Source organism: Rhodoferax sp. P2_H8_2, assembly GCF_056403235.1.
Genome location: NZ_JBFUFW010000007.1, coordinates 179,408 through 203,328 on the forward strand (window position 1 = coordinate 179,408; position 23,921 = coordinate 203,328).

The window sequence follows — 23,921 nt, forward strand, 5'->3', positions numbered from 1 at the left end:
GGGTAGGTCCCATTGCCGCTGCTGCTGCAATGGGACTAAATTGGGGCTAGCAGCAGGAGAAGCCGCTGTCACACAGCGGCTTTTTCATTGGAATATCAAGAAACATGGGTGATTTGGTGAGTGGTGCAATAAAACACATCGTGATCGTGGGCGGTGGCTCGGCCGGGTGGCTGACTGCCGGACTGATTGCGGCAGAACATTGCAGTGCATTACCCCATGGCTTGCAAGTGACGCTGCTGGAGTCTCCCGATGTGGCGCCGATCGGGGTGGGCGAGGGAACTTGGCCAACGATGCGTGACACGCTGCGCCGAATCGGCGTCTCCGAAGCAGACTTCTTCCGCGAATGCGATGCTGCCTTCAAGCAGGGCTCACGGTTCAACGGCTGGGCCACGGGCCAAGAGGATGAGTATTACTTTCACCCCTTCGTGCTACCGCAAGGCTATGGCGAGGCTGACCTCGTCTCCGGCTGGCTGCAAGGTCACGCACACACCCGCTTTGCCGATCTGGTGAGTTTTCAACCGCATCTGTGTGTGCAAGGTAAGGCCCCCAAGCAGAAAACCACACCCGAATTTGCGGCTGTAGCCAACTACGGCTACCACCTGGACGCGGGCAAGTTCGGTGTGTTCCTGCGCAAACACTGTGTTGAAAAGCTCGGCGTGCGCCATGTGTTGGACCATATGACAGCCATTCGTTCGGCGGATAACGGCGACATCGCCTCGCTTCAGACCAAGGAACATGGAGCGTTGGAGGCAGACCTGTTCATCGATTGCACGGGCATGCAGTCCTTGCTATTGGGTAAACATTTTCAGGTGCCCTTCATCTCCCAAAAGCATGTGCTGTTCAACGACACCGCACTGGCGCTGCAGGTACCCTATGCCAGAGACACTACGCCCATCGCCTCGCAAACCATTTCCACGGCGCAGCACAGCGGCTGGATCTGGGACATAGGATTGCCGACCCGGCGTGGCACTGGCCATGTGTACTCCAGCGCGCACACCAGTGATGAGGCTGCACAAGAGGTGTTGCTGCACCATATCCGAAAAACCGGTGGTGACCCCACAGGCCTGACTCCGCGCAAGCTGTCATTCCAGCCCGGTTATCGCCAACAGTTCTGGCACAAGAACTGTGTGGCGATCGGTTTATCGGCCGGCTTCATCGAGCCGCTGGAGGCCTCAGCACTGGCGCTGGTTGAGTTGTCGGCCGCCATGCTCAGCGATGAAATGCCGGCCACGCGTGAGGCCATGGACATCGCCGCCAAGCGCTTCAATGACACCTTTACCTACCGCTGGGAGCGCGTCATTGATTTTCTGAAATTGCATTACGTGCTGTCTAAGCGTACCGACTCCGACTATTGGCAAGATAACCGTGACGAGAAAAGCATCCCCGCGCGCTTGCAGGAGTTGCTGGCGTTGTGGCAACACCAGAGCCCCTCACGTTACGACCTGTCGCGTATCGAAGAAGTATTTCCTTCAGCGAGCTACCAGTACGTGCTGTACGGGATGGGCTTCAAGCCGAAACAGCGCGCCACGGTGCGACAAAGCGATGCACCTGCAACGGCCCGTGGCTATTTTCAGGAGGCCGCAAATCTGACGCGCAAGATGTTGGGTGCGCTACCTGACAACCGCGAACTGATTGCCCACATCCACCATCACGGGATGTCCAAGATTTAAATTTGAACACTATTGACCATGTCCAATCCAGTCCTACTCAACAACATTGACCACAAAGACCTGCGCGTCATCACCACCCGTTCTGCAGCCTTTGGTGACAACGTGATGGTGGCCTACAGCTTTGCGCAGGAGTTTCGCAATCTGCAAGTGCATTACCCCATTATTTTTTACAAATCCGAGGACGGCACCAGCTTCCAGGCCGGCGCTCTGCTGGGTTTTGAAGAAGGTGAAAACCTGTTCCTGCAAGACGGCGTCTGGGATTCCGCTTACGTGCCTCTGGCGTTACAGCATCGACCATTCCTGATAGGCAAGTCCGGCGGTGAAATGGTGATGCATGTGGATCTGGATCACCCACGTGTCAGCCGTACCGAAGGCGAGCCGGTATTTCTTGAGTTCGGCGGGTCCACCGAATTCCTGGAGCGCATGGGCTCGACGTTGCGCGTCATCCATGAGGGCATGCAAGCCGCAGCTGCGTTCAGCGCTGCACTGAATGAGCATAAGTTGCTGGAGTCTTTTGTGTTCGATATCACCTTGGGTGATGGCTCACAACACCGGCTAAGCGGCTTCTATACGATCAACGAGGAGCGGTTGAATGCGCTGGATGGCGCAGCGCTGGAAGCGTTGAACAAAGCGGGCTACTTGCAATCCATTTATATGGTGATTGCATCGCTATCCAACCTGCGCGCGCTGGCCGAGCGCAAGCTGAAAGCCCATGCTGCAGGTCACTAAAAAAATTGCGGAGCTCAGTGGGCTCGATCCGCAGGCATTGCCTGATGCGCTTCTGCGCTCCACTACACCGGTGGTGCTACGTGGTCTGGTGGCGCAGTGGCCCATAGTGCAAGCGGCGCAGCAATCGGCCAAAGCCGCCAGTGATTATCTGCGCGGCTTCTACCGTGGTGCGCCGGTTGATGCCTTCTTTGGTGCCCCGAAATACGGTGGTCGCTTCTTCTACAACGAGGATTGCACAGGGTTCAATTTTCATCCGGAGCGACTGCCACTCAATGCCGTGCTCGACGAAATTGAAAGAAACCATGCGAACCTGCAGCCGCCCGCTATCTATGTGGGGTCTGCTTCGGTCGCCGATTGTCTGCCGGCGTTTCGCCAGCACAACGACGTCAACCTGGAAGGTCTTGATCCGCTTGCCAGCATCTGGATAGGCAACAGCACCCGTATTGCCGCCCATTACGATGCGCCCGACAACCTGGCCTGCGTAGCTGCCGGGCACCGCCGCTTCACTCTGTTTCCGCCCGAAGCTTTGGAGAATTTGTATGTAGGTCCAATCGACCTGACGCCTGCCGGCCAACCGATCAGCCTGGTCGATTTTGCGAATCCTGACTTCGAAAAATTCCCCCGATTTTCTGAGGCGCTGAAGGTGGCCCAAGTGGCCGAGATGGGACCTGGCGATGCCATTTTCATTCCTAGTATGTGGTGGCACCACGTCGAGGCGCTGGATCCTTTCAATGTGCTGGTCAATTATTGGTGGCGCCAATCGCCTGACTACATGGACCCATCCATGAATGCGTTGATGCTGGCGATCATGAGTGTGCGTGATCTGCCGCCTGCACAACGCAAGGCTTGGCAGGGACTTTTTAATCACTACGTTTTTGAGGCCGATGCTGAAACGGCAGCCCATATTCCAGACCACGCGCGGCGTGTGCTGGGTCCATTGAATGCGGACATGACGCGCATGCTGCGTATGCAATTGTTGAAGAAATTGAATCGCTGACTGGAGACACATAGAAATGGAAACGAACACTGAAGCCAGCCGCAAGCCGGTGCAACGCGTAGTCGTCGCCGGGGGGGGCACAGCCGGCTGGATGGTAGCCGCGCTGCTGTCCAAGACTTTGGGAAAGCGCCTGGACATCAAGCTGATTGAGTCCGACGAGATCGGTACCGTAGGCGTCGGTGAGGCCACCATCCCCACGTTACTGAATTTTCATGCATTGCTGGAAATCAACGAGCAGGAATTCATGGCCGCCACGCAGGCCACCTTTAAGCTGGGCATCAGCTTTGAAAATTGGCGCAACGTCAAAGAGAATTATATCCATTCCTTCGGCCTGACCGGCACTGACCACTGGAGTGCCGGGTTCCAGCATTTTTGGATGAAGGGCATCTCCAGAAAGCTGGCTGGCGACTATGGCGAGTACTGTCTGGAGCTGCGCGCTGCACAAGAAAACAAGTTCGCCCATCTGCCGCGCAACGGCATGAACTATGCCTTCCACATGGACGCCAGTTTGTACGCCAAGTACCTGCGCAAGTTCAGTGAAGGCTTTGGCGCGCAGCGCATCGAGGGCAAGATCGTCAAGGTCCAGACCGACGAGGCCAATGGCCACATCCGGTCCATCACGCTGGACTCAGGTGCCGAGATTGAAGGCGATCTGTTCATAGACTGCACCGGCTTTCGCGCGCTGCTGATCGGCGAGACCTTGGGCGTCGAGTATGAAGACTGGTCGCACTGGTTGTTCAATGACAGCGCGGTTGCAGTGCAGACCGAGTCGGTCGGCGAGGCTGTGCCCTACACCCGATCCATTGCCCATGAAGCGGGCTGGCAGTGGCGCATCCCGCTGCAACACCGCGTTGGCAACGGTCTGGTGTTCAGCAGCAAACATCTGGACGACGAAGCCGCTAAGCAAAAACTGATGGCCAACATCGAGGGCAAGCCACTCATGATGCCGCGCGTGTTGAAATTCAAGCCAGGTCAACGCCATAAGAACTGGCACAAGAACTGTGTCGCCATTGGCCTGGCCAGCGGCTTTCTCGAACCGATCGAGTCGACCAGCATTCATCTGATCCAGCGCGGCATCGTCCGGCTCTTGCAACTGTTCCCGTCCCAGGGCATTTGCCAGTCCGACATCGACGAATACAACCAGCAGAGCCAGGCCGAGATCCGGCATATCCGCGATTTCATTGTGCTGCACTACAAGGTGACCAACCGCAATGACTCGCCGTACTGGAATGCTTGCCGAGAGATGGAGGTTCCGGCGAGTCTGCAGCACAGGATTGAATTGTTCCGCGAGACCGGCCGTGTGTTCCGTGCGCCCAACGAGCTGTTTGCCGAAAACTCCTGGATTCAGGTCATGCTGGGCCAAGGCATTTACCCCAAGCAGTACCACCAATCTGCCGACCTGATGGGCGACGCCGAGTTGTCGAGCTTTCTTGACGGCATACGCCAGAACATCAATCAGACACTGCGCCAGCTGCCCAGCCACCAGACCTACGTGCGTCAGTACTGCGGCATACCCGACTCGAACATGCAGGCCAAGGCAGCCTGATGCATCTAATGCGCAACTCTTCCGGCCCGACCCGGCGCACCGTATTGGCAAGCAGTGCGGCGCTGGCATTGCCAGCCTTTGCCACCGCTGCGCCACGCATGACCATCACAGTAGCGGCATTCCCGCTGGTCGATGAGATTGCCAAGGCCGCACTGCCGATCTGGCAGCAATTGCACCCGGACGTTGAGGTTCGCATTGTCAGCCGACAGTACGCTGACCACCACACAGCCATGACGACGGCGCTGTCAACCTCGGTGCTACTGCCCGATGCAATGGCGCTTGAATCCAGTTTTGTGGGTCGCTTCGCGCAGGGCGGCGGTTTGGAAGATTTGCGCCCCGCGCCGTACTCCATCGCCAAGGTCCGTGAGAAGCTGGTGCCGTTCGCGTACGACCAAGCGATCGCGCGTAACGGTGCGGTTGTTGCGATGCCGGGTGACATCGGGCCCGGCGCGATGTTGTGCCGTAGTGACGTACTGGAGCGTGCCGGAGTTTCGGAGAGCGACCTGACCCAGTCCTGGGATAGCTATATTGCCGCCGGTGCACGCATCAAGGCGCGCACCGGTGCCCATCTGATCGGGCATGTGCGCTCGATGAAAGACCTGTTGCAACGAACCGGCATGAAGCCAGGCGAAGGTACCTATTTCGACGCCGACTCGCGCGTGCTGGTGACCACCGATCGCTTTGTGCGGACGTTTGAACTCTGCCTGGAGGCGCGTCGCCTGAAGCTTGATGCCAAGGTGCCTGCATGGTCCAACGAATGGGCCGAGGGTCTGAAGCGCGGCACGCTGGCCACTGAGCTATCTGGCGCCTGGTTGGTGGGTCAGTTGAGCAACTGGATCGCACCGCAAACGGCGGGCCTATGGCGTGCCGCACAATTGCCCGAAGGCGTGGCCACTTCTTACGGCGGCGCTTACTACGCGATGCCAAGGCGCGCTCCACCCGAGCGAAAGGCGCTGGCTTGGGAGTTCATTCGCTTGATGTCATTGAACCGCGAGCGGCAGCTGTTTGCGTTTAAAAACTACGACGCATTTCCGGCATTGCTGGAGACCAACAACGATCCGTTCTTTGACGAGCCCGTGCCTTTTTTGGGCGGACAAAGAGCGCGTCGGTTGTGGCGTGACGCGGCCCTCAAGATTAAGGCGACCTATCTGCATAAGCAGAACTTTTTCGCCGACGAAGTGATCAGCACCGAGCTGGACAATGTGCTCGATCGCGGAAAAAGCATACGCACCGCGTTGGGCGATGCACAGCGCCTGCTGGAGCGGCGCGCTTTCCGCTGATCCGTTCTCAATATTTCCAATCAATCACCAGGAGACAGCCATGAAAATTCGGTCCACCCCTTTCTTCGCGATCCGCTGGCGTTGTCTGCCAATGATTACTGCGGCCTTTTTGTGTGGCTGTGGCGGCGGCAGTGCAGGTGCTGCGTCGCCTCCAGCAACCACACCTCCAGCCTTGACGGCGCTGGAATTGCCCACCGACTACAAGCTGGTCTGGGCCGATGAATTCTCCGTCGACGGGCTACCCGACTCCACGCGCTGGGTTTATGACACCGGCATGAACAAGCCGGGCTGGTACAACCATGAGAAACAGTACTACAGCGGCCCACGCGCCGAGAACGCCGTGGTGAAGGACGGAAAACTGGTTATCACTGCGCGTAAGGAGAGCATGAGCAGCGCACCGGACTGGGGTGGTCAGCTCTATACATCCAGCCGCATGTTGACCAAAGGCAAGGTCGACTGGACCTATGGTTTCTTCGAAATCCGTGCCAAGCTGCCCTGTGGCCAAGGCACCTGGCCGGCGGCTTGGATGTTGGGCAGCCAAGGCGAGTGGCCCGCAGGCGGCGAGCTCGATATCATGGAACACATGGGCCAGGATCCGACCAAGATCTTCAGCACGGTTCACACGACATCCGGCAGTGGCGGCAACGGCGTCGGTGGCGAAACACGTTACCCGGACATGTGTACGAGCTTCAAAAGCTATCAGATGCTGTGGACGCCCACTGAAATCCGCTTTGGGGTTGATGGCAAACAACACGCCATCTACACCAACAAAGGGCAAGGCACTGCACAGTGGCCGTTTGACAAGCCGCAATTCATGATTCTGAACATCGCCATCGGTGGCGATCTGGGCGGCGTTGTCGACGACAGCATCTTCCCGCGGCAGATGGAGGTGGACTATGTACGCGTTTACCAAAAATCGAAATAAATTCAAACGCGCTCTGCTGGCGCTGGGCTTGCTGGGGACATCTTGGGCCTATGCTGCGGATGCGCCCTTTGTGTGGCCGAAAGGCGCTAAGGCAGCAGTCAGTCTGGCCTATGACGATGCGCTCAACAGCCAGTTGGATATTGCTATCCCTGCTCTCAACCGCGCAGGGTTAAAAGGTAGTTTTTATCTGACGCTCAGCAGCGAGACCGTGCGCAAGCGCACAACAGACTGGCGCGCCGCGGCCAGACGCGGGCATGAACTTGCCAACCACACCCTGTTCCACCAGTGTTCGCGTGCAGCACCAGACCGCGAATGGGTCACTGTAGAGAATGACCTTGATCACACCAGCGTCGCGCAACTGTTGGCACAGATACGGTTGGGCAATACATTGCTGCATGCTATCGATGGGAAGCAGGAGCGCACGTTCACGACGCCTTGCGGTGATTTACTGGCGGGCGGAGAAAACTACCTTGCGGCGATTAAGTCAGACTTTGTTGCTGCGAAGTCCGCGTTTGGCGGCGTTGCCACCACGATGCAATCCTTTGATCCCTATGGCGTCACCATAGCAACGCCAACGAATGTGACGGGAGCGGAGTTGATCGACATCGTGAAACGCGCTGCCAACGCGGGCACGATGGCCAATATCACCTTCCATGGCGTTGGCGGCGACTACCTTAGCGTTTCCAAAGAAGCGCATTCGGAATTGTTGGCCTATCTTGCCGCAAACCGCGATGTCTACTGGACCGATACCTTCATTAACATCATGAAGTACGTGATTTCCAAATCGACGCCGCCTACAAATAAATAGCGGTTTACGCCATCAATGCACAGTGCCATCGAACGGGGATGGTGGCTGTGCACTCTGCATCCATTTCAAGATGCCTGGATGCGGTGTGTAGGGCACCGTGCCAAATCGCTTGAACAAGGCCTCTATGTCTTGCAATGATGCGGTGGCAAAGTCCAATGCCGGAATTTTCTCGTCCGCCGCATTGGTCACCATGCCCCAATTGCCTGCCCCGTGCCCCCCTTTGGCGCTGACCAGTTTGTAAGACCAAGCGGTCGATGCCCATCCTTGTGCGGCATAGGCGTCATAGGTTACGCGGGTAATCTGGCCGCCCAGCTCGGTGTCCATATCGGCCCAGGGCTGGAATTCACCGACCAGGTAGGCTGCGTTCAGACGCTTGAGTCGGTCGCGCCATTCGCAAATGCCTTTGCCGTCCGGCAAGCATTGCAGCCATTTTTTGTGCACAGTGGCACCCGGCTTCTCCCAGCCAAAGTGGCCGGGGTAGGGGTGCATCTCGAAAGCGTAGTTGGACATGCCTTCACTGGCTGGGTTGCCGTACCCGTCGATGCTGCTTGTGTGCCCGGGGAAAATAATTACGTGGTTGCTGTCTACCTTACGAACGTCGCGGTACAACTGCTTCATCACGCGTGCCATCTCGGTCTCGTTGGTGCCCCAGGGCTCGTTCAGCAGGCTGTAACCGGCCACTGACGCGCGGTTCTTGTAGCGTGTTGCGATTTGCTGCCACAGCCAGGTTGTGCGCTTTTGGTATTCGGGCGTGGCCCAATACTGATTTTTGCCTGCACAACCGCTGTGGTGTTCCCAGCCCTGGTTGCCCACCGCGCCGTGCAAATCCAGGATGACATAGATGCCGCGCGCCTCGGCCTTGGCGATGGCCGCGTCCAGATACTTCCATGCATCAGCGCGTAAGGTGCCGGGCTTCTGCTCATCTTCTACCAGACTCCAAATGAAGGGCAGGCGCACCAGATTGAGGCCGAATTTGGGAATCATGTCCCAGTCGCGGTCGGTGATCCAGTTATCGCGGTACAGGGTTAACAGGCGCTGGCGCTCGGTATAGCCAAAGCGTTTATCCAGAGTGTCTTCCAGCGTGCACTGGTCGTCCATCGCCTTGGTGCTTTGGCCCATCATCCAGAACTCCAGCATCAACCAGTTGCCCAGGTTGACCCCTTGCAGTACGACTGGCTCCCCATTGGGTGTTAGCCACTGGGTACCCTTTGTATGCAGCATGGGCAATGGCTTGGCAGTCTGCGACCAGGCGGTGGTCATTGAACAAGCCGCCAGCAGCAGGGCTGCAATCTGTTTGTGAAACATGTATGGCCTTCGGTGTTACAGACGCTGCTCGGTCACCTGATCCAACAGCGTGATTTTGGCTAGATCGATGTCAAAGTGCACGGTATCGTCGACTTGCGCATTCAGGGTGCCAGACACGACGGCTGACCACAGCGCACCAGCAAACTCCAGCCAGACAATGTGATGGCTACCCATAGGTTCGATCAAGGAGACTCGGGCGGTGAACCCGCCAGACGGGCTCAGATGCACATTCTCGGGGCGCACGCCCAGGATCACCGATTGACCTGGTGTAGCCGGCTTGCGCAGCGGGTAGCTGCGCAGATCTACTTGCAAGCCCGTTGCCTCAAACATCGCGCCGGCAGACAAGTTGCCGTGCAAGAAATTCATACCCGGCGCACCCAGGAAGCCCGCGACAAACAGGTTCTCCGGCTTTTCATACACCTCGGCAGGTGCGCCAATCTGTTGAATCTTGCCGTTCTTCATCACGACAATGCGGGTCGCCAGCGTCATCGCCTCGACCTGGTCGTGGGTCACGTAAATCATGGTGGCGCCCAGCGTCTTGTGCAACAGCTTCAGTTCGCGCCGTAGCTCGCCGCGCAACTGTGCGTCCAAATTGGACAGCGGTTCGTCAAACAAGAAAACACCGGCCTCGCGCACCAGCGCACGGCCAATCGCCACCCGCTGGCGTTGACCACCGGAGAGCTGCGAAGGCTTGCGGTCGAGCAGCGGCGTCAGTTGCAGCATGTCTGCCGCACGTTGGACGCGGCGTTTAATCTCCGCTTTGGGGGCGCCACTGATACGCAAGCCAAACGACAGATTGCCTTCTACTGACATGGTTGGGTACAGCGCATACGACTGGAACACCATGCCGATATTGCGATCGGTCGGGTCGGCCCAGGTCATGTCCTGGCCGCCGATGGCAATCGTGCCTTCGGCCACATCAATCAGACCTGCAATGCTATGCAGCAGCGTGGACTTGCCACAACCCGAGGGCCCAAGCAGCACCAGAAATTCGCCCGCATGAACCTGCAGGTTCAGGTCCTTGATGACCTCGTTCTTGCCAAAGCGTATGCACAAACTCGAAACTTCAACATTGCTACTCATGACTTAACCTTTCACCGCGCCAGCGGCGATACCGCGGACAAACCAGCGGCCAGAAACAAAATAAATCGTCAATGGCACTAGCGACGTCAAAATCGTTGCGGCCATATTGACGTTGTAGAGGCGGGTGCCCGTTGTGGTGTTTATGACGTTGTTCAACTGCACCGTCATCGGCAGGTTGTCGCGTCCCGCAAACACAAGGCCAAACAGATAGTCGTTCCAGACACCAGTCACCTGCATGATGGCGGCCACGATGATCATCGGCGTCGACATCGGTAGCATCAGCTGCACAAAGATACGCAGAAAGCCGCCACCATCAATCCGCGCCGCGTTGAAGAGCTCGGTGGGAATCGACAGGTAATAGTTGCGAAACAGTAGCGTCATCACCGGCATACTGAAGATGATGTGAATCACCACAATGCCGGGCAACGAGCTGTACAGGCCCACCGATGCGAGTATCCGCACCAGCGGAAACAGCATCACCTGGGCCGGGATGAAGGCGCCAATCAGCAAGATGCCGAACAGGATGCTGGCGCCCTTGGAGCGCCAGAAGGACAGTGCATAGCCGTTCAGGGCGCCCAGCAAGATCGGCAATATCGTGCTGGGTATCACGATGGCGACCGAGTTCCAGAAGCCCCCGCGGATACCTTCGCAGGCGACACCGGTGCAGGCGGTGGACCAAGCTGCAATCCAGGGCTCTATCGTGACCTCTACCGGCCATGCAAAGATGTTGCCCATCTGGATTTCTTCCATGGACTTGACCGACGTGACCAGCATGATGTACAGCGGCATCACGAAGAACAGCGCCGAGACGATCAAGAAGGCATAGACGCCCCAGCGGGCTGGGTTCATGCGGCGCGGGCGGGAGGAGGTGGCGGTCATGCGTGGCCCCCATAGTTCTTCTTCTGGCGGGCGCGTAGAAACCAGAAAGGAGTCAGCAACGCCAGCACCGTCAGCAACAACACGATGGAGCCCGCTGAAGCGAGTGCCAGATTCGCGCGGCCAAACAAATGGTCCATGATGAACTTGGCGGGTACTTCGCTGGCCGTGCCGGGCCCGCCCTGGGTCATCGATGCCACCGCGTCAAACAGTTTGATAACTGCGGTGGACAGCAGCACAAATACGGTGGCAATCGACGGGCCCATCATCGGGAGCACGATGGACAGGTAAACACGCCAGGTCGGTATGCCATCCATGCGCGCGGCCTTCCAGATTTCTTCGTCAATGCCGCGCAGCCCGGCGAGCATCAGCGCCATCACCAAGCCCGAGGTTTGCCAGATAGTAGCGATGACGATGGCGTACATCGCTTTGTCTTGGTCAATGATCCAGTCAAATTCGAAGTCCTCAAACCCCATTTGCCGAACCGCCTGCTGCAAACCATTGCCGGGGTTCAAAAGCCACTGCCAGACCAGACCCGTAGCCACAAAGGACATGGCATACGGGTATAGAAAAATCGTACGAAACAGGCTCTCGGCGCGAATCTTCTGGTCCATGAAAGCGGCCAGCAAGAAGCCCAGCACCATGCAGATGCCAATGAACAGCACGCCGTACAGCGCCAGATTCTGCAGCGACAGCATCCAGCGGTCGTTGTCGAACAAACGTTCGTATTGCGCCAGACCGACAAACTCATCCGACGGGAAAGTGCGGGAGTTGGTGAATGAAACCTTGAGCGTCCACAACACGGTACCCAGATAGGCCACCAGCACGGTCACCGCCATCGGCAGCAAGGCCAGCCAGACGATGCCCTGACGCAGACCGCGTCGCGATAAGAACTTCATGTCGGCTGAGTCTCTAGTTCTTCAGCGCCGAAGCAATATCGCGCTGGACTTTTTCTACCGGAATATTCCTGTTCCAGTAGGCTGTGATCACGTCCTGCAGCGCGCCATTTTGGTCTGGGGTCATGTAGACCTCACCATTGCCAAGATGGCGCGTCTTGTCCTTCATGACCGCAATGCCTTGCTGCGCGCAGATGTCCATCTTGGAAGCATCGACGTCGGGGCGCACGGGAATGGAGCCCTTGATTTTGCTGAACTCCACTTGCGTTGCCGGTGCCATCATCACACTGGCCAGCACTTTCTGTTGCTTGATAACTTCTGGATCGCTGGTCTTGGGAAACACGAATACATCACCCTGAATGATGTAGGGCGACTTGGGGCCGAAGCCTGGTGCACAGCCGTAGTCCTTGCCGGCGACCTGACGGGCTGCTGAGAACTCGCCCTTGGCCCAGTCGCCCATGATTTGCACGCCGGCCTTGCCGGTAATCAGCAGCGCAGTGGAATCATTCCAGTTGCGGCTGGGAGAGCCTTTATCCACATAGGACTGCAGGCGTTTGAAAGCCAGCAGCACTTTCTTGAAGTCCTCGCCCATGATGGTCTTGGCATCACGGTCGCGGTAAACCTTTAAATATAGATCGGTGCCACCCACATTGGCCAGCACTGCGGAGAACACCGTGTTGTCCTGCCAGGCTTGGCCGCCGTGCGCCAAACCAATCAGGCCTGCGGCCTTCAGTTTGTCCAACGCTGTGAACAGTTCGTCCATGCTCTTGGGTTCGGCCCCAATACCGGCCTTCTTGAAGGCGGCCTTGGAAAACCAGAACCAGGTCGGCGAATGGATGTTGACCGGGGCTGCATAGTAGTGGCCTTTGACGCGCACCACATTCAACACCAGGTCAGGCAGGAATTTGTCCCAGCCTTCGCGGTTCGCCACTTCGTCAATGTTGTTCAGCAGTCCCTGGTCGACCACGTCCAGAAATTGCTTGGAGGTGTTGAACTGGGCTGCAGTCGGTGGGTTGCCGCCGACGATGCGGTTGATGGCGACCGAGCGTGCCTGTTCTCCCAGAGAAATGGCGGTGTCTACCCAGACGCCGCCGGTTGCGGCGTAGGCCTTGGCCAGTTCCTTGACCGCAGCTGATTCACCGCCCGAAGTCCACCAGTGGATGACTTCGGCCTTAGGTGGGGCAGCGTGGGCCAGTGTGACAGCAGCGCTACATAGCGCGATTGCAAATTTGGTTTTGAATTTCATTGTCTTGTCTCCATCTCTTGATTCATTCAGGCTTGCCAGCATCCACCATTCTGGGTGCTGGGCCGCATTCGGACTAGCGGGTTTTCACGCAAAATCCCCGGCCCAGTAAGTCGCAATGGAGCGCGCCGGCAGCTCGGTCATGCAATGCATACCGTCTATACGCAGCTCAAACGGCATCGCGGTGAGACTGCGGTTCATCACGACGACCGCAGTGCTACCGTCCGGGTTGGTGAAAGCAGTGCAGTCCAACGCCTCCTTACTGGCCGCGCACAGTACACGCTTTGCACCTCGCTTGATGAAGCGACTGAAGTGACCGAGGTAGTAATACGAGCTTTGGTGCTGCAACGTGCCGCTGTTGCGGTCCGCCAAAATCGGCGCGCTGCACAGATTGCCAACGTGGTTGGGACCGCCGGTCTCGTCGAGCAGCAGGTTCCAGTCAATCCAGCCGCAGGTCCAGCGGTTCAGGTCGTTGATGATGGAGCGGGCATAGCGCTCGCCCGTATCCCACGAACCATGGTGCGGGCCGCCCTCCTGGCAACCTTCGGTAAATAGCAGTGCCTTGTCCGGCCAGGCATCGTGCACGAGTTGCACGTGGTTGAAATGGTCTTCGACATACCAGTGGAAGCCGCAACCCCATACATACGATGCAGCCACCGGGTCGGAGTAGACGACGCTGGCGCGTTCCACCATCATGTCGCGGTTGTGGTCCCAGATCACCAGCTTGATATGGCCCATGCCGGCCTTAGCCAGTGCAGGTCCCAAGTGGTCACGCACAAAGTCGCGTTCTGCTTCAGCGGTGTAGATGCACGAGTCCCAGGGCTGGTTCGCCAGCGGCTCGTTTTGCACTGAAATGCCCCAGACCGGCACGCCTTCGGCCTCGTACGCTTGCACAAAGCGCACATAGCACTGTGCCCAGGCTGCAGCGTATTGCGGCAGCAGCGTGCCGCCCCGGTTCATCTGGCCATTGCTCTTCATCCAGGCCGGCGGGCTCCATGGCGACACCAGCAGCTGGATGGGCTCCTTGGCGACCTCAAGTGCTGCCTTAATGAAGGGCAGCAGCGCCTGACGGTCGCGGTCGATGTTGAAATGTTCCAGTGCCACATCACCGGCTACATCGGCATGGGCGTAATTGCCCAGTGCGAAATCACAGCTGTTCATATGCACACGGCACAGGCGATAGCCGTGGCCGGTGTCTGCATCAAAGTAATTGTGTAAGAGCGCATCCGCTTGTGCTTTTGGCAAGGCTTTCCAGGTTACCGCAGCGGCTTCGGTAAAGGCGGCACCAAAGCCTTCCAGCGTTTGAAACTGCCGCGTACGGTTGACGACCAACTGTGGCAACGTCGGTATGCCGTCTGGGATTCCACGGGGTCGCAATGCCAGCGGGGTTTGTTCTGTCAAGCGCGCGTCGCTACCTTGTGCGCTTAAAAAATGGCGGATTGTTGTCATGGTGAAAATCTATCAGTTCGGCAGCAGCTGGCCGTCTTTGTCAAATGCGAGGGACCTCGGAGCGTCGTCAAACACCAGTGCCACGCCTTGGCCGGTCGGAAGCCTGTCGTGCCCGCTGCCGAGTTTGGCGACCAGCAGATCGTTCAAACCCGCGATGCGCAAATGGATGATGGATGCGTCGCCCAATTGCTCGGCAAGCTCCACGGTAGCGGCAATGCCTTGGTCGCTTGACGCAAGGCGGACATGCTCTGGCCGGATACCGATCTTTTGGGTGGCCTCGGGCGCTGTATCGGCCAACTGTTGCCATAGCGCATGGTGTGCCGGACTGCTATTAGCGCTTGGCCGGGCAATGAAATTCATGCGCGGCGAGCCGATGAAGCCGGCAACGAAATCGTTGGCAGGTCGCTGGTACAAGTCCATGGGCTCACCCAGTTGTGCAAGCTTTCCCTGGTGGAATACAGCAATCCGGTCGCCCATGGTCATGGCTTCGACTTGGTCGTGGGTCACGTAAATCATGGTCGTGCCCAACTCCTTGTGCAGCCGCGACAGTTCAATGCGCATGCTGACGCGCAACTCGGCATCCAGGTTGGACAGTGGCTCGTCAAACAAAAAAACTTTGGGTTTGCGCACAATCGCACGTCCAATCGCCACACGTTGGCGCTGACCGCCGGAAAGCTCTTTTGGGTAGCGATGCAAAAGATCTGTGATGCGCAAAACTTCGGCTGTCCTATTCACTTGGGCATCGCGCTCTTTGCGTGATACACCAGCCATCTTCAGCGCAAAGCCCATGTTTTCGGCCACAGTCATGTGCGGATACAGCGCATAGCTCTGGAATACCATGGCCGCGCCACGCTGTGCAGGATGCAGGTCGTTGGCGCGCACTCCATCGATTAGCAATTCGCCTTCGCTGATGGTTTCCAGGCCGGCAATCATTCGTAGTGTGGTCGACTTGCCGCAGCCGCTGGGGCCAACGAACACCAGAAACTCGCCATCGCGTACGTTAAGGTCTATGCCGCGAATGACATCGAGTTTGTCGTAGCGCTTGTGTATGCCTTTGAGCGTCACTTGCCCCATTTCATGCGCCCCGCTTGGCTTTTTGGCGCTGCAGGAAACCGCGGTACCACAACGCACTGTCTTTTCGGGTGCGGACTTGGGTGTCGTAGTTCACGTGCACGATACCGAAACGCTTGGCATAGCCTGACGACCATTCGAAGTTGTCGAGCAGGCTCCAGACCATATAGCCGCCCATCTTGACGCCCTGCGCCATCGCGTTAGCTACGGCCTCGATGTGGTTGCGGATATAGGTGGTGCGCGCCAAGTCGTGAACTTGCCCGTTCACAAGCTGGTCCTTGAACGCGCCACCGTTTTCAGTGACGAACAGCGGGGGCACAGCGTAGTCCTTGTCCAGCCGCACCAGTAGTGCGGTCAGGCCTTCGGGGTAAATCTCCCAATCCATATCCGTGATTTCGAGACCACCGGTTTTGGTGTCCCAAGGCTTGTCTGCACTGACCATGGTGCGCGTGTAGTAATTGACGCCCAGAAAGTCGATGGGTGCCTGGATATGCTCCAGGTCACCAGCCTCCATGCGCGGCGCATCGGCGCCAAGGTCATCCAACACATCCTGCGGATAACTGCCTTTGAACAGCGGATCCATGTACCAGCGCACCAGGCGGCCGTCTTCCAATCGCGCCCTAGCTTGGTCCGCGGCGCTGTCGGTCGCGGGAAACATCGGCGACAGGTTCAGCACGATACCGATATCCGCCTTGCAGCCGCGCGCGCGCAGCGCCTGCGTCGCCAGGCCGTGGCTCAGCAACAGATGGTGCGAAACCTGCGCTGCAATCTTGCGGCTCTTTAGGCCGGGCGCAAAAACGCCGGTCTCGTTGCCCAATACTGCGGCAACCCAAGGCTCGTTGTGTGTGGCAATCGACACCACACGGTCGCCGAGTCGGTCGTAGATCCCTTCGGCGTATTCGACAAAGCGGTGCACGGTGTCGCGGTTTTCCCAGCCGCCTGTATCTTGCAGGCCTTGGGGCATGTCCCAGTGGTTCAGCGTCAGATATGGCTTGATGTTGCGCGCCAGCATGCCGTCCACGAGGCGGTCATAGAACGCCAGACCCTGTTCGTTCCAAGCACCAGCGCCTGTCGGGCGCACGCGCGGCCATGACACCGAAAATCGGTAGGCATCTACGCCGAGGCTGGCAATCAGGTCCAGATCGTCGGACCAGCGGGCGTAGTGCTCACAGGCGCGCTCGCCATTGCTGCCGTCTGCAATCACGCCAGGCTTTTCGCAAAACGTGTCCCAGATTGAAAGGCCCTTGCCGTCGGTCGTCTGTGCGCCTTCGATCTGGAATGCACTGGTGGCAACGCCCCACACAAAGTCGTTCGGAAATACGCCTTGCGGGTCGGTGGTGTCAATCGGTTTCATGGATTTGAAGCGTCAGAAAAATCAGGTTGGATGGAAATGGTTTGGCCTACTTGACCGCGCCCACGGTCAGCCCGGAGATGAGCTGCCGCGAAGAAATGGCAAACAAAATAATCAATGGAAGTGTTGCAATCGCCGAGCCCGCCATCAAGGCGCCCCATTCGGTGTCGACCGGGCTTTGGAGATTGCGCAGCGCCAGCGGGAGCGTGAACATATCGATCGAGCGCATCACAATCAATGGATTGATGAAGTTGTTCCATGATGTGATGAAGGTGATTAACCCCAGCGTGCCCAGCGCCGGTTTCAAGAGTGGCAGCACGACACGCCAATAAATGCCCAATTCGCTGCAACCGTCCATGCGTGCTGCCTCAATCAAATCGCGGGGTATGGCCGAGCTGATGAACTGGCGCATCAGGAAAATGCCAAACGCGCTCGCTGCGCCGGGGATGTACAGCGCGCGCGGCTGGTCTATCCATCCCAGCACGTCCATCACCATAAAGGTCGGAATCATGTTCATGAATGAGGGGATGAGCATCGTCGCCATCACCAGCGCGAACAGCGCCTTCTTGAGGCGGAACTCGAACATCGCAAACGCATAGCCACCCATGGAGCAGAACACCAGCGTCAGCAGCGTGGACGCGAGTGCCACATAAATGCTCCAACCCAAGTTACGCCAGAACGGCAGACGCCGTGTCAGGATTTCGAGGTTGTTGAGGAAGAAGTCGCCAAAGAACATCGGCGGCGGCAGGCTGAAGATATCGGCGCGCGAATGGGTGGCGAACACGAACATGAAATAGAACGGCGCCAGCATGAACAGGCTGCCTATGCCTACAACACAGTAGGCGGTCCATTGAGTGAAGCGGTCGGCGTGCATATCAACCACCACGCGATCGGAATGCGCGGTTGGTGATCCATGTCATGGCCGCCACGACGATGAACAGCAGCCAAGACATTGCGCTGGCACCACCAAAATCATTGAAGTCAAACGCCATGCGGTACAGATAGACCGCCGCGGTCTGGCCAGCCTGATCCGAGCCGCCCTTGCCATTGGTCAGGATGAAAGGTTCTTCGAACAGCTGCAACCCGCCAATCACGCTGAGCGTTACGCCAAAAAAGATCATTGGCTTCAGGCTGGGCAGTGTGATGTACCAGAACTTCTTGAACCGGCCCGCGCCGTCCATCGTTGCGGCCTCGTAGAGGTCAGGCGGAATGGTCTGCAGTGCGGCAAGATACAGCACCAGATTGAAACCGACATAGCGCCAGAACACGATCATTGCGATGGCAGATTGCAGATGCTCTGGCTGGTTCAGCCAGTCAGTCGGGTCTGCTGGAAACAGCCCACCGACTAGCGGCAGGCTGTGCAGTACTTGCAAGGCCAGATTGACCAGTCCGTAGTCGGTAGAGAACAGCGAACTGAACAAAATAGCGATTGCCACCGACGAGGTGATGTATGGCAGAAAGTAAGCGCCGACCATGCCGTCGCGCAGTCGCCGGAAGGAAGTGTGGATGAAATAGGCCAGCGGCAGCGCGACCAGATGCTGCGGCAGCCCGGAGACCAAAGCCAACCAGCCCGTGTTTCTCAGCGACTTCCAGAACCATTCGTCTTGCAATGCAAAAGCAAAATTGTCCCAACCAACAAAATGCATTGCGTCCAGTCCGCTGGTTGGCTCCCAGGACTGAAAGGCCAGATGTAGCGAAAACACCAGTGGGAACAGGCTGAACACCAGAAACAGTGCCAGGAACGGGCTCAGCAAAACGTAAGGAGTCCAGGCAGGAGACAGGCGCAGTCCGGCGGGCAACTTCATCGTGGGTTGTCGATATTCCTGACCAGCCGTCGGCATCCTTGTGTCTCCGCGGCTTATTTTGCCGTTGTATGGTTTTATTTTGAAGTCAATGCGCTTATTTTGAAAGCGCTTTCAAAATGTAGCATGTGACATTTCCAAAGTCAAATTAGGGTAAGTGCGTAGGGGCTTAAGATCGACCCCGCTCAGCCTTGGTGGCTTGACAGGATTTTCATGAGCAAGGCCTTTACCAAAGAGTCTGATGCGTCGGACGACGACGAATTGGAGCTGCCAGCACTTCCCGCTGGTGGCAAGAACTACATCACCCCGCTGGGCTATGCCACCTTGCGCGACGAACTGCTGGATCTGATCGACAACGAACGGCCCAAAGTAGTAGAGGCGGTGCACTGGGCGGCCAGCAATGGGGATCGCTCGGAAAACGGCGACTACATCTACGGCAAAAAGCGCCTGCGTGAAATTGACCGGCGCATCCGGTTTTTGACCAAGCGCCTGGAAATTGCAGTGGTGTCGGATCCGTCAGTTCACCATGGGAACGATCAGATTTTCTTTGGCGCCACCGTGATTTACGCGGATGAGACTGGGCTGGAGCGTACGGTCACGATCAAAGGGATTGATGAATCCAACAGCGCTGTGGGAGAAGTCAGCTGGATTTCTCCGATTGCACGAACTTTACTGAAAGCCCGCGAAGGTGATGCGCTGAAACTGGTGATGCCGGATCGGGTCGGCGAGATCGAAGTGCTAAGCGTGCGCTATCCGGCGCCGAAGTCGGACTGAGAGCGGCTGGACGCGGTATTGCGCCGCGCGCGCAACACCGATGCCGTGCGGCGCAGGTTTTTCAGCGCCAATTCCAGGTGGTTGTTATCGCGCACACCAATCACAAAGCGCAAGTCCGTTGCTTCTTGCGCAATGTCCTGGCCCATGTCGATGTGGATGATGTCGGCCTCAGCGGCAGCCAGCGAGGCGGCGACTTTGGCCAGCACACCCTTGCCATTGTTGACAGTCACGATCACGCCCACTTCGAAAGCTCGTACTGGCTCATCTGACCATTCCACGCCAATGAAGCGCTCGCTGTCCTTGTATTGCAGTTTCAACGCCACCGGGCAGTCGTGTACATGGACGACCAAGCCTTCCCCGCGCCCCAGGTAACCCACGATCCGGTCACCAGGAATAGGGCGGCAGCACGACGCGAACTGGACGGAGGCGTTTTCGCTGCCATCCAAGGTGATGCTGCCCTGGGTCGCAGTCGCATCCTGCGGCGTGAAGCGCTCGCGTGTCAGCAGCAGAGCGTCGGGCCGCTGGCCTGCTTCCGCCAGCAAATGGACTACTCGCTTGGCAACAATGGTGGCGATACGTTTACCCAAACCGATATCTACCAACAGGTCTTGTCTGGTCTTATTCCCGGTAAAACGCAGTAACTTGTCCCATATCGGCGTGTATTCCGCGTCATCTTCCGGAAATTTCTCAATGCCTTCGGAGCGCAGCGCCTGCGCCAACAGTTTGCTGCCCAGTCCTTCGGACTCCGTCAGCTCCATGGTTTTCAGGTGGTGGCGGATTTTGGAACGGGCTCGGCCGGTGCGCACAAAGCTCAACCATGCCGGGTTGGGCGTGGAGACCTGCGCCGTAACAACCTCAACCACATCACCATTTTTCAACTCGGTACGCAATGGCACCGGCTCACCATTGATGCGGGCAGCCATCGTGTGGTCGCCGACGTTGGAGTGGATCGCATAGGCAAAGTCCACCACGGTGGCGCCGCGGGGCAGGGCCATGATCTGGCTTTTGGGGGTGAACACATAAACCGCATCGGGAAACAGATCTACCTTGACGTGGTCCCAGAACTCGGCGGCATCGCGCGTTTCGTTCTGGATATCCAGCAGCGACTGCAACCACTTGGTGCCCAAGCGATCACTGGAGGCGTCTTCCGGGTTGTTGACTTTGTACAGCCAGTGCGCGGCCACGCCCGACTCGGCCACGATGTGCATGGCCTCAGTGCGCATCTGGAACTCGACGTTCACGCTGGACGGGCCCACCAGCGTGGTGTGCAACGACTGGTAGCCGTTGAGCTTCGCAATCGCAATATGGTCTTTGAACTTGCCTGGTACAGGTTTGTACAACTGGTGCAGCAACCCCAAAGCGGTGTAGCAATCCAGGACAGTAGGCACTAACACCCGAAATCCATAGATGTCGGTTACCTGGGCAAAGCTCAGGTGCTTGCTGGTCATCTTCTTGTAGATGGAATACAGCGATTTTTCGCGCCCGGCAATGCGCACATTCATGCCGGCGCCTGCAAAAGTGGCTTCGACTTCCTTTTGCACCGTCTGGATCAGATCCCGGCGGCGGCTGCGCGCCTTGGTCACTGCTTTGGAAAGAACCGTATAACGCCAGGGCCGCAGATGGCGGAACGACAGGTCCTGCAGCTCGCGATAGGTCTGGTTCAGGCCCAGGCGGTGGGCAATGGGGGCGTAAATCTCCAGCGTCTCGGAGGCAATCCGGCCCCATTTCGAGCGGGGCACATCCGACAGTGTGCGCATATTGTGCGAACGGTCAGCCAGTTTTATGAGGATGACCCGTACATCGCGCGCCATCGCCAACAGCATCTTGCGGAACGATTCCGCCTGGTTTTCTTCGCGTGTATTGAAGTGCAGCTTGTCCAGCTTGGTAAGGCCGTCCACCAGTTCCGCCACCGGAGAGCCAAACTTCTCGATCAGCTCGGTTTTCGTGATGCCACAGTCTTCCAGTGCGTCGTGCAACAGCGCGGCCATCAGGGCCTGGGCGTCCAGTTTCCACTCAGCACACTGGGCGGCGACAGCAATCGGGTGGGTGATGTAGGGCTCGCCGTTGTTGCGCAACTGGCCCAGATGCGCCTCGTCCGCAAAACGGTAGGCCTGGCGCACCTGTTCGATATCGGTGGGGCTGAGGTAGTTCAGATTCGCCGTCAGCGCGGCGAAGCTGGCCGCGGCAGCGTTGGCAACCGCTTCCTCCGGCAAAGCAATAGTCTGTGACTTACCCATGCCTCAAATGTAGCCTGCGCGCCGTCTGTAGGTACGACAGGCGTAAAAAAAGCACCGCTAGCGGTGCTTCTATTGGAGTGCGGGCTGCTTACAGCGGCACTTTTTTCAACATCTCGATACCGACTTTGCCAGCAGCGATTTCGCGCAATGCGGTCACGCCGGGTTTGTTCTTGCTCTCGATCTTGGGGGTGTGGCCTTGGCTCAACATGCGAGCACGGTAGGTGGCCGCCAGAACCAGCTGGAAACGGTTAGGGATCTGCACGAGGCAGTCTTCGACAGTGATACGGGCCATGAAATTCTCCGGAAAACCTAGCAAGACGCTAGGGGATATGCAACGCTTTGAATGTTTCGGCTCGGGCACGACGCTGTGCTGCAAACTTGAGCCGTTGGGCATGAACTATGGCTTTCAGGTCGAAAAGCGCACGGTCAAACAACTCGTTGATTATAACGAAGTCGAATTTATCCGCGTGGGACACCTCTTCCTGGGCATTTTTCATGCGCAATTCGATGATGTCCGGGGCGTCTTCGCCGCGCCGCTCCAGCCGCGAGCGCAACTCTTCCCAGCTGGGGGGCAGGATGAAAATGCAGATTGCATTGGAGAAGATGTTCTTGATCTGGATCGCACCCTGGAAGTCGATTTCCAGGATCACGTCGGCGCCCTGGCCCATGCGCTCTTCAATCGCCTTTTTTGACGTGCCGTAGCGCTGGTTGTGCACATGGGCCCACTCCACGAATGCATCGGCAGCCACCATGGCATCAAATTCCTGCGGAGACGCAAAGTAGTACTCGCGCCCGTGTTTTTCCTGGCCACGCGGTGGCCGGGTCGTGTGCGAAACCGAGGGCTGCACCCGTGAGTCCAGCTCCATCAGCGCCTTGACCAGGCTGGACTTGCCGGCGCCACTGGGCGCCGCGACGACAAAGAGGTTTCCGGGGTAATCCATGGGGCGTTATTCTATGTTCTGAACCTGTTCGCGCATCTGCTCGATCAGCACCTTCATGTCGACCGAGATGTGGGTCAGTTCCAGCGCCGCTGATTTGGAGCCCATGGTATTGGCCTCGCGGTGCAGCTCCTGGATCAGGAAATCCAGGCGTTTGCCAATTTCTCCGCCCTTCTTGATCAGGCGCTCCAGCTCGTCCAGGTGCGAGTTCAGCCGGGTGATTTCTTCTGCCACATCAATTCGGATCGCAAAGGCAGTGGCCTCAGACAGGGCGCGGTCTTGTGCGGCTTCCGGCAGGGTCGCGCCTTCAGTCAGTGCCATGGCCTCTTTCCAGCGGTCCAGAAAGCGCTGGCGCTGCTGGGCCACCAGTTGGGGCACCAGCGGGGTCGCTTGGGCTGCCAAAGCGCGCAACTGACCGATGCGCTCCAGCAGCATGTCAGCCAGGCGAGCGCCTTCGCGCTGGCGGGCCGACAGCAGCTCCTTGATTGCCCTGTCGGCGAGGGTCTTGATCTCGGCCGTCCAGTCGCGCGCGCCGGTCTGCTCTGCGGCACACAGGCGCAGCACGTCGGCCACGCTCAGTGCCTGGGCCTGCGGAATCCAGGATTTGATGGTGTCCTGCACACCGTTGAGGCGTTGCAGCAGCTTGGGGCTGGGATCGGGCACGCTGCCAGCTCCCAGCATTTCGACGGAGCCGCGCACTTCGACTTTGCCGCGCTTGAGCTTGGCAATCAGCAGGTCGCGTAGGGCCGGTTCATGTTGGCGCAGTTCTTCCGGCAGGCGGAAAGACAAATCCAGAAAGCGGCTGTTGACTGAGCGGATCTCCAGACCCAACTGGCCCGCGGGCTGGGATTTGGTGTCGGAATCGGGGGGGGCAGTGGCTGTGCTGTGCTGGGCACTGGCATAGCCAGTCATGCTGTAAACTGGCATCGCGGTTTCTCGGG

The 23,921-nt window shown here is 58.0% G+C and carries 22 protein-coding genes; 8 read left to right on the plus strand and 14 right to left on the minus strand.

What is annotated here, in order from left to right:
* Positions 1–104 precede the first annotated feature (104 nt).
* The 7 genes from AC1DV6_RS13905 to AC1DV6_RS13935 are packed head-to-tail and all read left to right on the plus strand — an operon-like array spanning position 105 to position 7,955.
* Positions 105–1,670, plus strand: a complete 1,566-nt coding sequence (locus tag AC1DV6_RS13905; RefSeq protein WP_477978333.1) for a tryptophan halogenase family protein — start codon at positions 105–107, stop codon at positions 1,668–1,670.
* Between the two features lie 18 nt (positions 1,671–1,688).
* Positions 1,689–2,399 (plus strand): SapC family protein, encoded by a 711-nt coding sequence (locus AC1DV6_RS13910; protein WP_477978335.1) that lies wholly within the window; start codon positions 1,689–1,691, stop codon positions 2,397–2,399.
* Positions 2,383–3,396: a cupin-like domain-containing protein gene (locus AC1DV6_RS13915; protein ID WP_477978337.1), complete on the plus strand. Its 1,014-nt coding sequence runs from the start codon at positions 2,383–2,385 to the stop codon at positions 3,394–3,396. The genes AC1DV6_RS13910 and AC1DV6_RS13915 overlap by 17 nt, the downstream gene beginning before the upstream one ends.
* A gap of 16 nt (positions 3,397–3,412) precedes the next feature.
* Positions 3,413–4,942, plus strand: coding sequence for a tryptophan halogenase family protein (locus tag AC1DV6_RS13920; RefSeq protein WP_477978339.1), 1,530 nt, complete (start codon positions 3,413–3,415; stop codon positions 4,940–4,942).
* A gap of 8 nt (positions 4,943–4,950) precedes the next feature.
* The gene (locus AC1DV6_RS13925; RefSeq protein ID WP_477978341.1) at positions 4,951–6,222 is read left to right on the plus strand and encodes an ABC transporter substrate-binding protein; all 1,272 of its coding nucleotides are present in this window, start codon (positions 4,951–4,953) and stop codon (positions 6,220–6,222) included.
* 40 nt (positions 6,223–6,262) lie between these two features.
* Entirely contained in the window at positions 6,263–7,147 is an 885-nt protein-coding gene (locus tag AC1DV6_RS13930; protein WP_477978343.1) for a glycoside hydrolase family 16 protein, read from the plus strand.
* Positions 7,059–7,955 (plus strand): polysaccharide deacetylase family protein, encoded by an 897-nt coding sequence (locus AC1DV6_RS13935; protein WP_477978345.1) that lies wholly within the window; start codon positions 7,059–7,061, stop codon positions 7,953–7,955. The genes AC1DV6_RS13930 and AC1DV6_RS13935 overlap by 89 nt, the downstream gene beginning before the upstream one ends.
* 12 nt (positions 7,956–7,967) lie before the next feature.
* On the opposite strand, the gene AC1DV6_RS13940 is transcribed toward AC1DV6_RS13935, so the two are convergent.
* The 10 genes from AC1DV6_RS13940 to AC1DV6_RS13985 form a co-directional block, all read right to left on the minus strand.
* Positions 7,968–9,260: a glycoside hydrolase family 5 protein gene (locus tag AC1DV6_RS13940; protein ID WP_477978346.1), complete on the minus strand. Its 1,293-nt coding sequence runs from the start codon at positions 9,258–9,260 to the stop codon at positions 7,968–7,970.
* A 15-nt stretch (positions 9,261–9,275) separates the two neighbouring features.
* Positions 9,276–10,343 (minus strand): ABC transporter ATP-binding protein, encoded by a 1,068-nt coding sequence (locus AC1DV6_RS13945; RefSeq protein WP_477978349.1) that lies wholly within the window; start codon positions 10,341–10,343, stop codon positions 9,276–9,278.
* Between the two features lie 3 nt (positions 10,344–10,346).
* Positions 10,347–11,222, minus strand: coding sequence for a carbohydrate ABC transporter permease (locus tag AC1DV6_RS13950; RefSeq protein ID WP_477978351.1), 876 nt, complete (start codon positions 11,220–11,222; stop codon positions 10,347–10,349).
* Positions 11,219–12,118 carry a carbohydrate ABC transporter permease gene (locus AC1DV6_RS13955; protein WP_477978353.1) on the minus strand — a complete coding sequence of 300 codons (900 nt, stop codon included), beginning with the start codon at positions 12,116–12,118 and terminating at the stop codon, positions 11,219–11,221. The genes AC1DV6_RS13950 and AC1DV6_RS13955 overlap by 4 nt, the downstream gene beginning before the upstream one ends.
* 13 nt (positions 12,119–12,131) lie before the next feature.
* A complete protein-coding gene (locus AC1DV6_RS13960) occupies positions 12,132–13,361 on the minus strand; it encodes an ABC transporter substrate-binding protein (protein WP_477978355.1) in 1,230 nt (409 codons plus the stop codon).
* A gap of 84 nt (positions 13,362–13,445) precedes the next feature.
* The gene (locus AC1DV6_RS13965; RefSeq protein WP_477978357.1) at positions 13,446–14,807 is read right to left on the minus strand and encodes a glycoside hydrolase family 30 protein; all 1,362 of its coding nucleotides are present in this window, start codon (positions 14,805–14,807) and stop codon (positions 13,446–13,448) included.
* Positions 14,808–14,819: 12 nt separating this feature from the next.
* Positions 14,820–15,881 (minus strand): ABC transporter ATP-binding protein, encoded by a 1,062-nt coding sequence (locus tag AC1DV6_RS13970; protein WP_477978359.1) that lies wholly within the window; start codon positions 15,879–15,881, stop codon positions 14,820–14,822.
* A gap of 1 nt (position 15,882) precedes the next feature.
* A complete protein-coding gene (locus AC1DV6_RS13975) occupies positions 15,883–17,232 on the minus strand; it encodes a GH1 family beta-glucosidase (RefSeq protein WP_477978362.1) in 1,350 nt (449 codons plus the stop codon).
* A 46-nt stretch (positions 17,233–17,278) separates the two neighbouring features.
* Complete coding sequence (locus AC1DV6_RS13980; RefSeq protein ID WP_477978364.1) at positions 17,279–18,103, minus strand: carbohydrate ABC transporter permease; 825 nt, start codon at positions 18,101–18,103, stop codon at positions 17,279–17,281.
* A gap of 1 nt (position 18,104) precedes the next feature.
* Entirely contained in the window at positions 18,105–19,070 is a 966-nt protein-coding gene (locus AC1DV6_RS13985; protein ID WP_477978366.1) for a carbohydrate ABC transporter permease, read from the minus strand.
* 174 nt (positions 19,071–19,244) lie between these two features.
* On the opposite strand from AC1DV6_RS13985, the gene greB reads away from it, so the two are divergent.
* Complete coding sequence (gene greB, locus AC1DV6_RS13990; RefSeq protein ID WP_477978368.1) at positions 19,245–19,805, plus strand: transcription elongation factor GreB; 561 nt, start codon at positions 19,245–19,247, stop codon at positions 19,803–19,805.
* Here the strand turns inward: greB and AC1DV6_RS13995 are convergent.
* From AC1DV6_RS13995 to AC1DV6_RS14010, 4 genes are all read right to left on the minus strand, one after another.
* The gene (locus AC1DV6_RS13995) at positions 19,781–22,042 is read right to left on the minus strand and encodes a RelA/SpoT family protein (protein ID WP_477978370.1); all 2,262 of its coding nucleotides are present in this window, start codon (positions 22,040–22,042) and stop codon (positions 19,781–19,783) included. The two genes, greB and AC1DV6_RS13995, sit on opposite strands and share 25 nt — an antisense overlap.
* Before the next feature lie 88 nt (positions 22,043–22,130).
* Positions 22,131–22,334 (minus strand): DNA-directed RNA polymerase subunit omega, encoded by a 204-nt coding sequence (rpoZ, locus tag AC1DV6_RS14000; RefSeq protein WP_105261191.1) that lies wholly within the window; start codon positions 22,332–22,334, stop codon positions 22,131–22,133.
* A 28-nt stretch (positions 22,335–22,362) separates the two neighbouring features.
* Positions 22,363–22,983 carry a guanylate kinase gene (gmk, locus tag AC1DV6_RS14005; protein ID WP_477978372.1) on the minus strand — a complete coding sequence of 207 codons (621 nt, stop codon included), beginning with the start codon at positions 22,981–22,983 and terminating at the stop codon, positions 22,363–22,365.
* A 6-nt stretch (positions 22,984–22,989) separates the two neighbouring features.
* Entirely contained in the window at positions 22,990–23,907 is a 918-nt protein-coding gene (locus AC1DV6_RS14010; RefSeq protein ID WP_477978374.1) for a YicC/YloC family endoribonuclease, read from the minus strand.
* Between the last annotated feature and the right edge of the window lie 14 nt (positions 23,908–23,921).

Bases quoted from the DNA above. Each gene is read 5' to 3' on its own strand.
- AC1DV6_RS13940 (WP_477978346.1), bottom strand. From the start codon at position 9,260: ATGTTTCACAAACAGATTGCAGCCCTGCTGCTGGCGGCTTGTTCAATG.
- AC1DV6_RS13920 (WP_477978339.1), top strand. From the start codon at position 3,413: ATGGAAACGAACACTGAAGCCAGCCGCAAGCCGGTGCAACGCGTAGTC.
- rpoZ (WP_105261191.1), bottom strand. From the start codon at position 22,334: ATGGCCCGTATCACTGTCGAAGACTGCCTCGTGCAGATCCCTAACCGT.
- AC1DV6_RS14010 (WP_477978374.1), bottom strand. From the start codon at position 23,907: ATGCCAGTTTACAGCATGACTGGCTATGCCAGTGCCCAGCACAGCACA.
- AC1DV6_RS13970 (WP_477978359.1), bottom strand. From the start codon at position 15,881: ATGGGGCAAGTGACGCTCAAAGGCATACACAAGCGCTACGACAAACTC.
- AC1DV6_RS13980 (WP_477978364.1), bottom strand. From the start codon at position 18,103: ATGCACGCCGACCGCTTCACTCAATGGACCGCCTACTGTGTTGTAGGC.
- AC1DV6_RS13910 (WP_477978335.1), top strand. From the start codon at position 1,689: ATGTCCAATCCAGTCCTACTCAACAACATTGACCACAAAGACCTGCGC.
- AC1DV6_RS13995 (WP_477978370.1), bottom strand. From the start codon at position 22,042: ATGGGTAAGTCACAGACTATTGCTTTGCCGGAGGAAGCGGTTGCCAAC.
- AC1DV6_RS13950 (WP_477978351.1), bottom strand. From the start codon at position 11,222: ATGACCGCCACCTCCTCCCGCCCGCGCCGCATGAACCCAGCCCGCTGG.
- AC1DV6_RS13945 (WP_477978349.1), bottom strand. From the start codon at position 10,343: ATGAGTAGCAATGTTGAAGTTTCGAGTTTGTGCATACGCTTTGGCAAG.
- AC1DV6_RS13960 (WP_477978355.1), bottom strand. From the start codon at position 13,361: ATGAAATTCAAAACCAAATTTGCAATCGCGCTATGTAGCGCTGCTGTC.
- AC1DV6_RS13965 (WP_477978357.1), bottom strand. From the start codon at position 14,807: ATGACAACAATCCGCCATTTTTTAAGCGCACAAGGTAGCGACGCGCGC.
- greB (WP_477978368.1), top strand. From the start codon at position 19,245: ATGAGCAAGGCCTTTACCAAAGAGTCTGATGCGTCGGACGACGACGAA.
- AC1DV6_RS13930 (WP_477978343.1), top strand. From the start codon at position 6,263: ATGAAAATTCGGTCCACCCCTTTCTTCGCGATCCGCTGGCGTTGTCTG.
- AC1DV6_RS13905 (WP_477978333.1), top strand. From the start codon at position 105: ATGGGTGATTTGGTGAGTGGTGCAATAAAACACATCGTGATCGTGGGC.
- AC1DV6_RS13975 (WP_477978362.1), bottom strand. From the start codon at position 17,232: ATGAAACCGATTGACACCACCGACCCGCAAGGCGTATTTCCGAACGAC.
- AC1DV6_RS13985 (WP_477978366.1), bottom strand. From the start codon at position 19,070: ATGCCGACGGCTGGTCAGGAATATCGACAACCCACGATGAAGTTGCCC.
- AC1DV6_RS13925 (WP_477978341.1), top strand. From the start codon at position 4,951: ATGCGCAACTCTTCCGGCCCGACCCGGCGCACCGTATTGGCAAGCAGT.
- AC1DV6_RS13915 (WP_477978337.1), top strand. From the start codon at position 2,383: ATGCTGCAGGTCACTAAAAAAATTGCGGAGCTCAGTGGGCTCGATCCG.
- gmk (WP_477978372.1), bottom strand. From the start codon at position 22,983: ATGGATTACCCCGGAAACCTCTTTGTCGTCGCGGCGCCCAGTGGCGCC.
- AC1DV6_RS13955 (WP_477978353.1), bottom strand. From the start codon at position 12,118: ATGAAGTTCTTATCGCGACGCGGTCTGCGTCAGGGCATCGTCTGGCTG.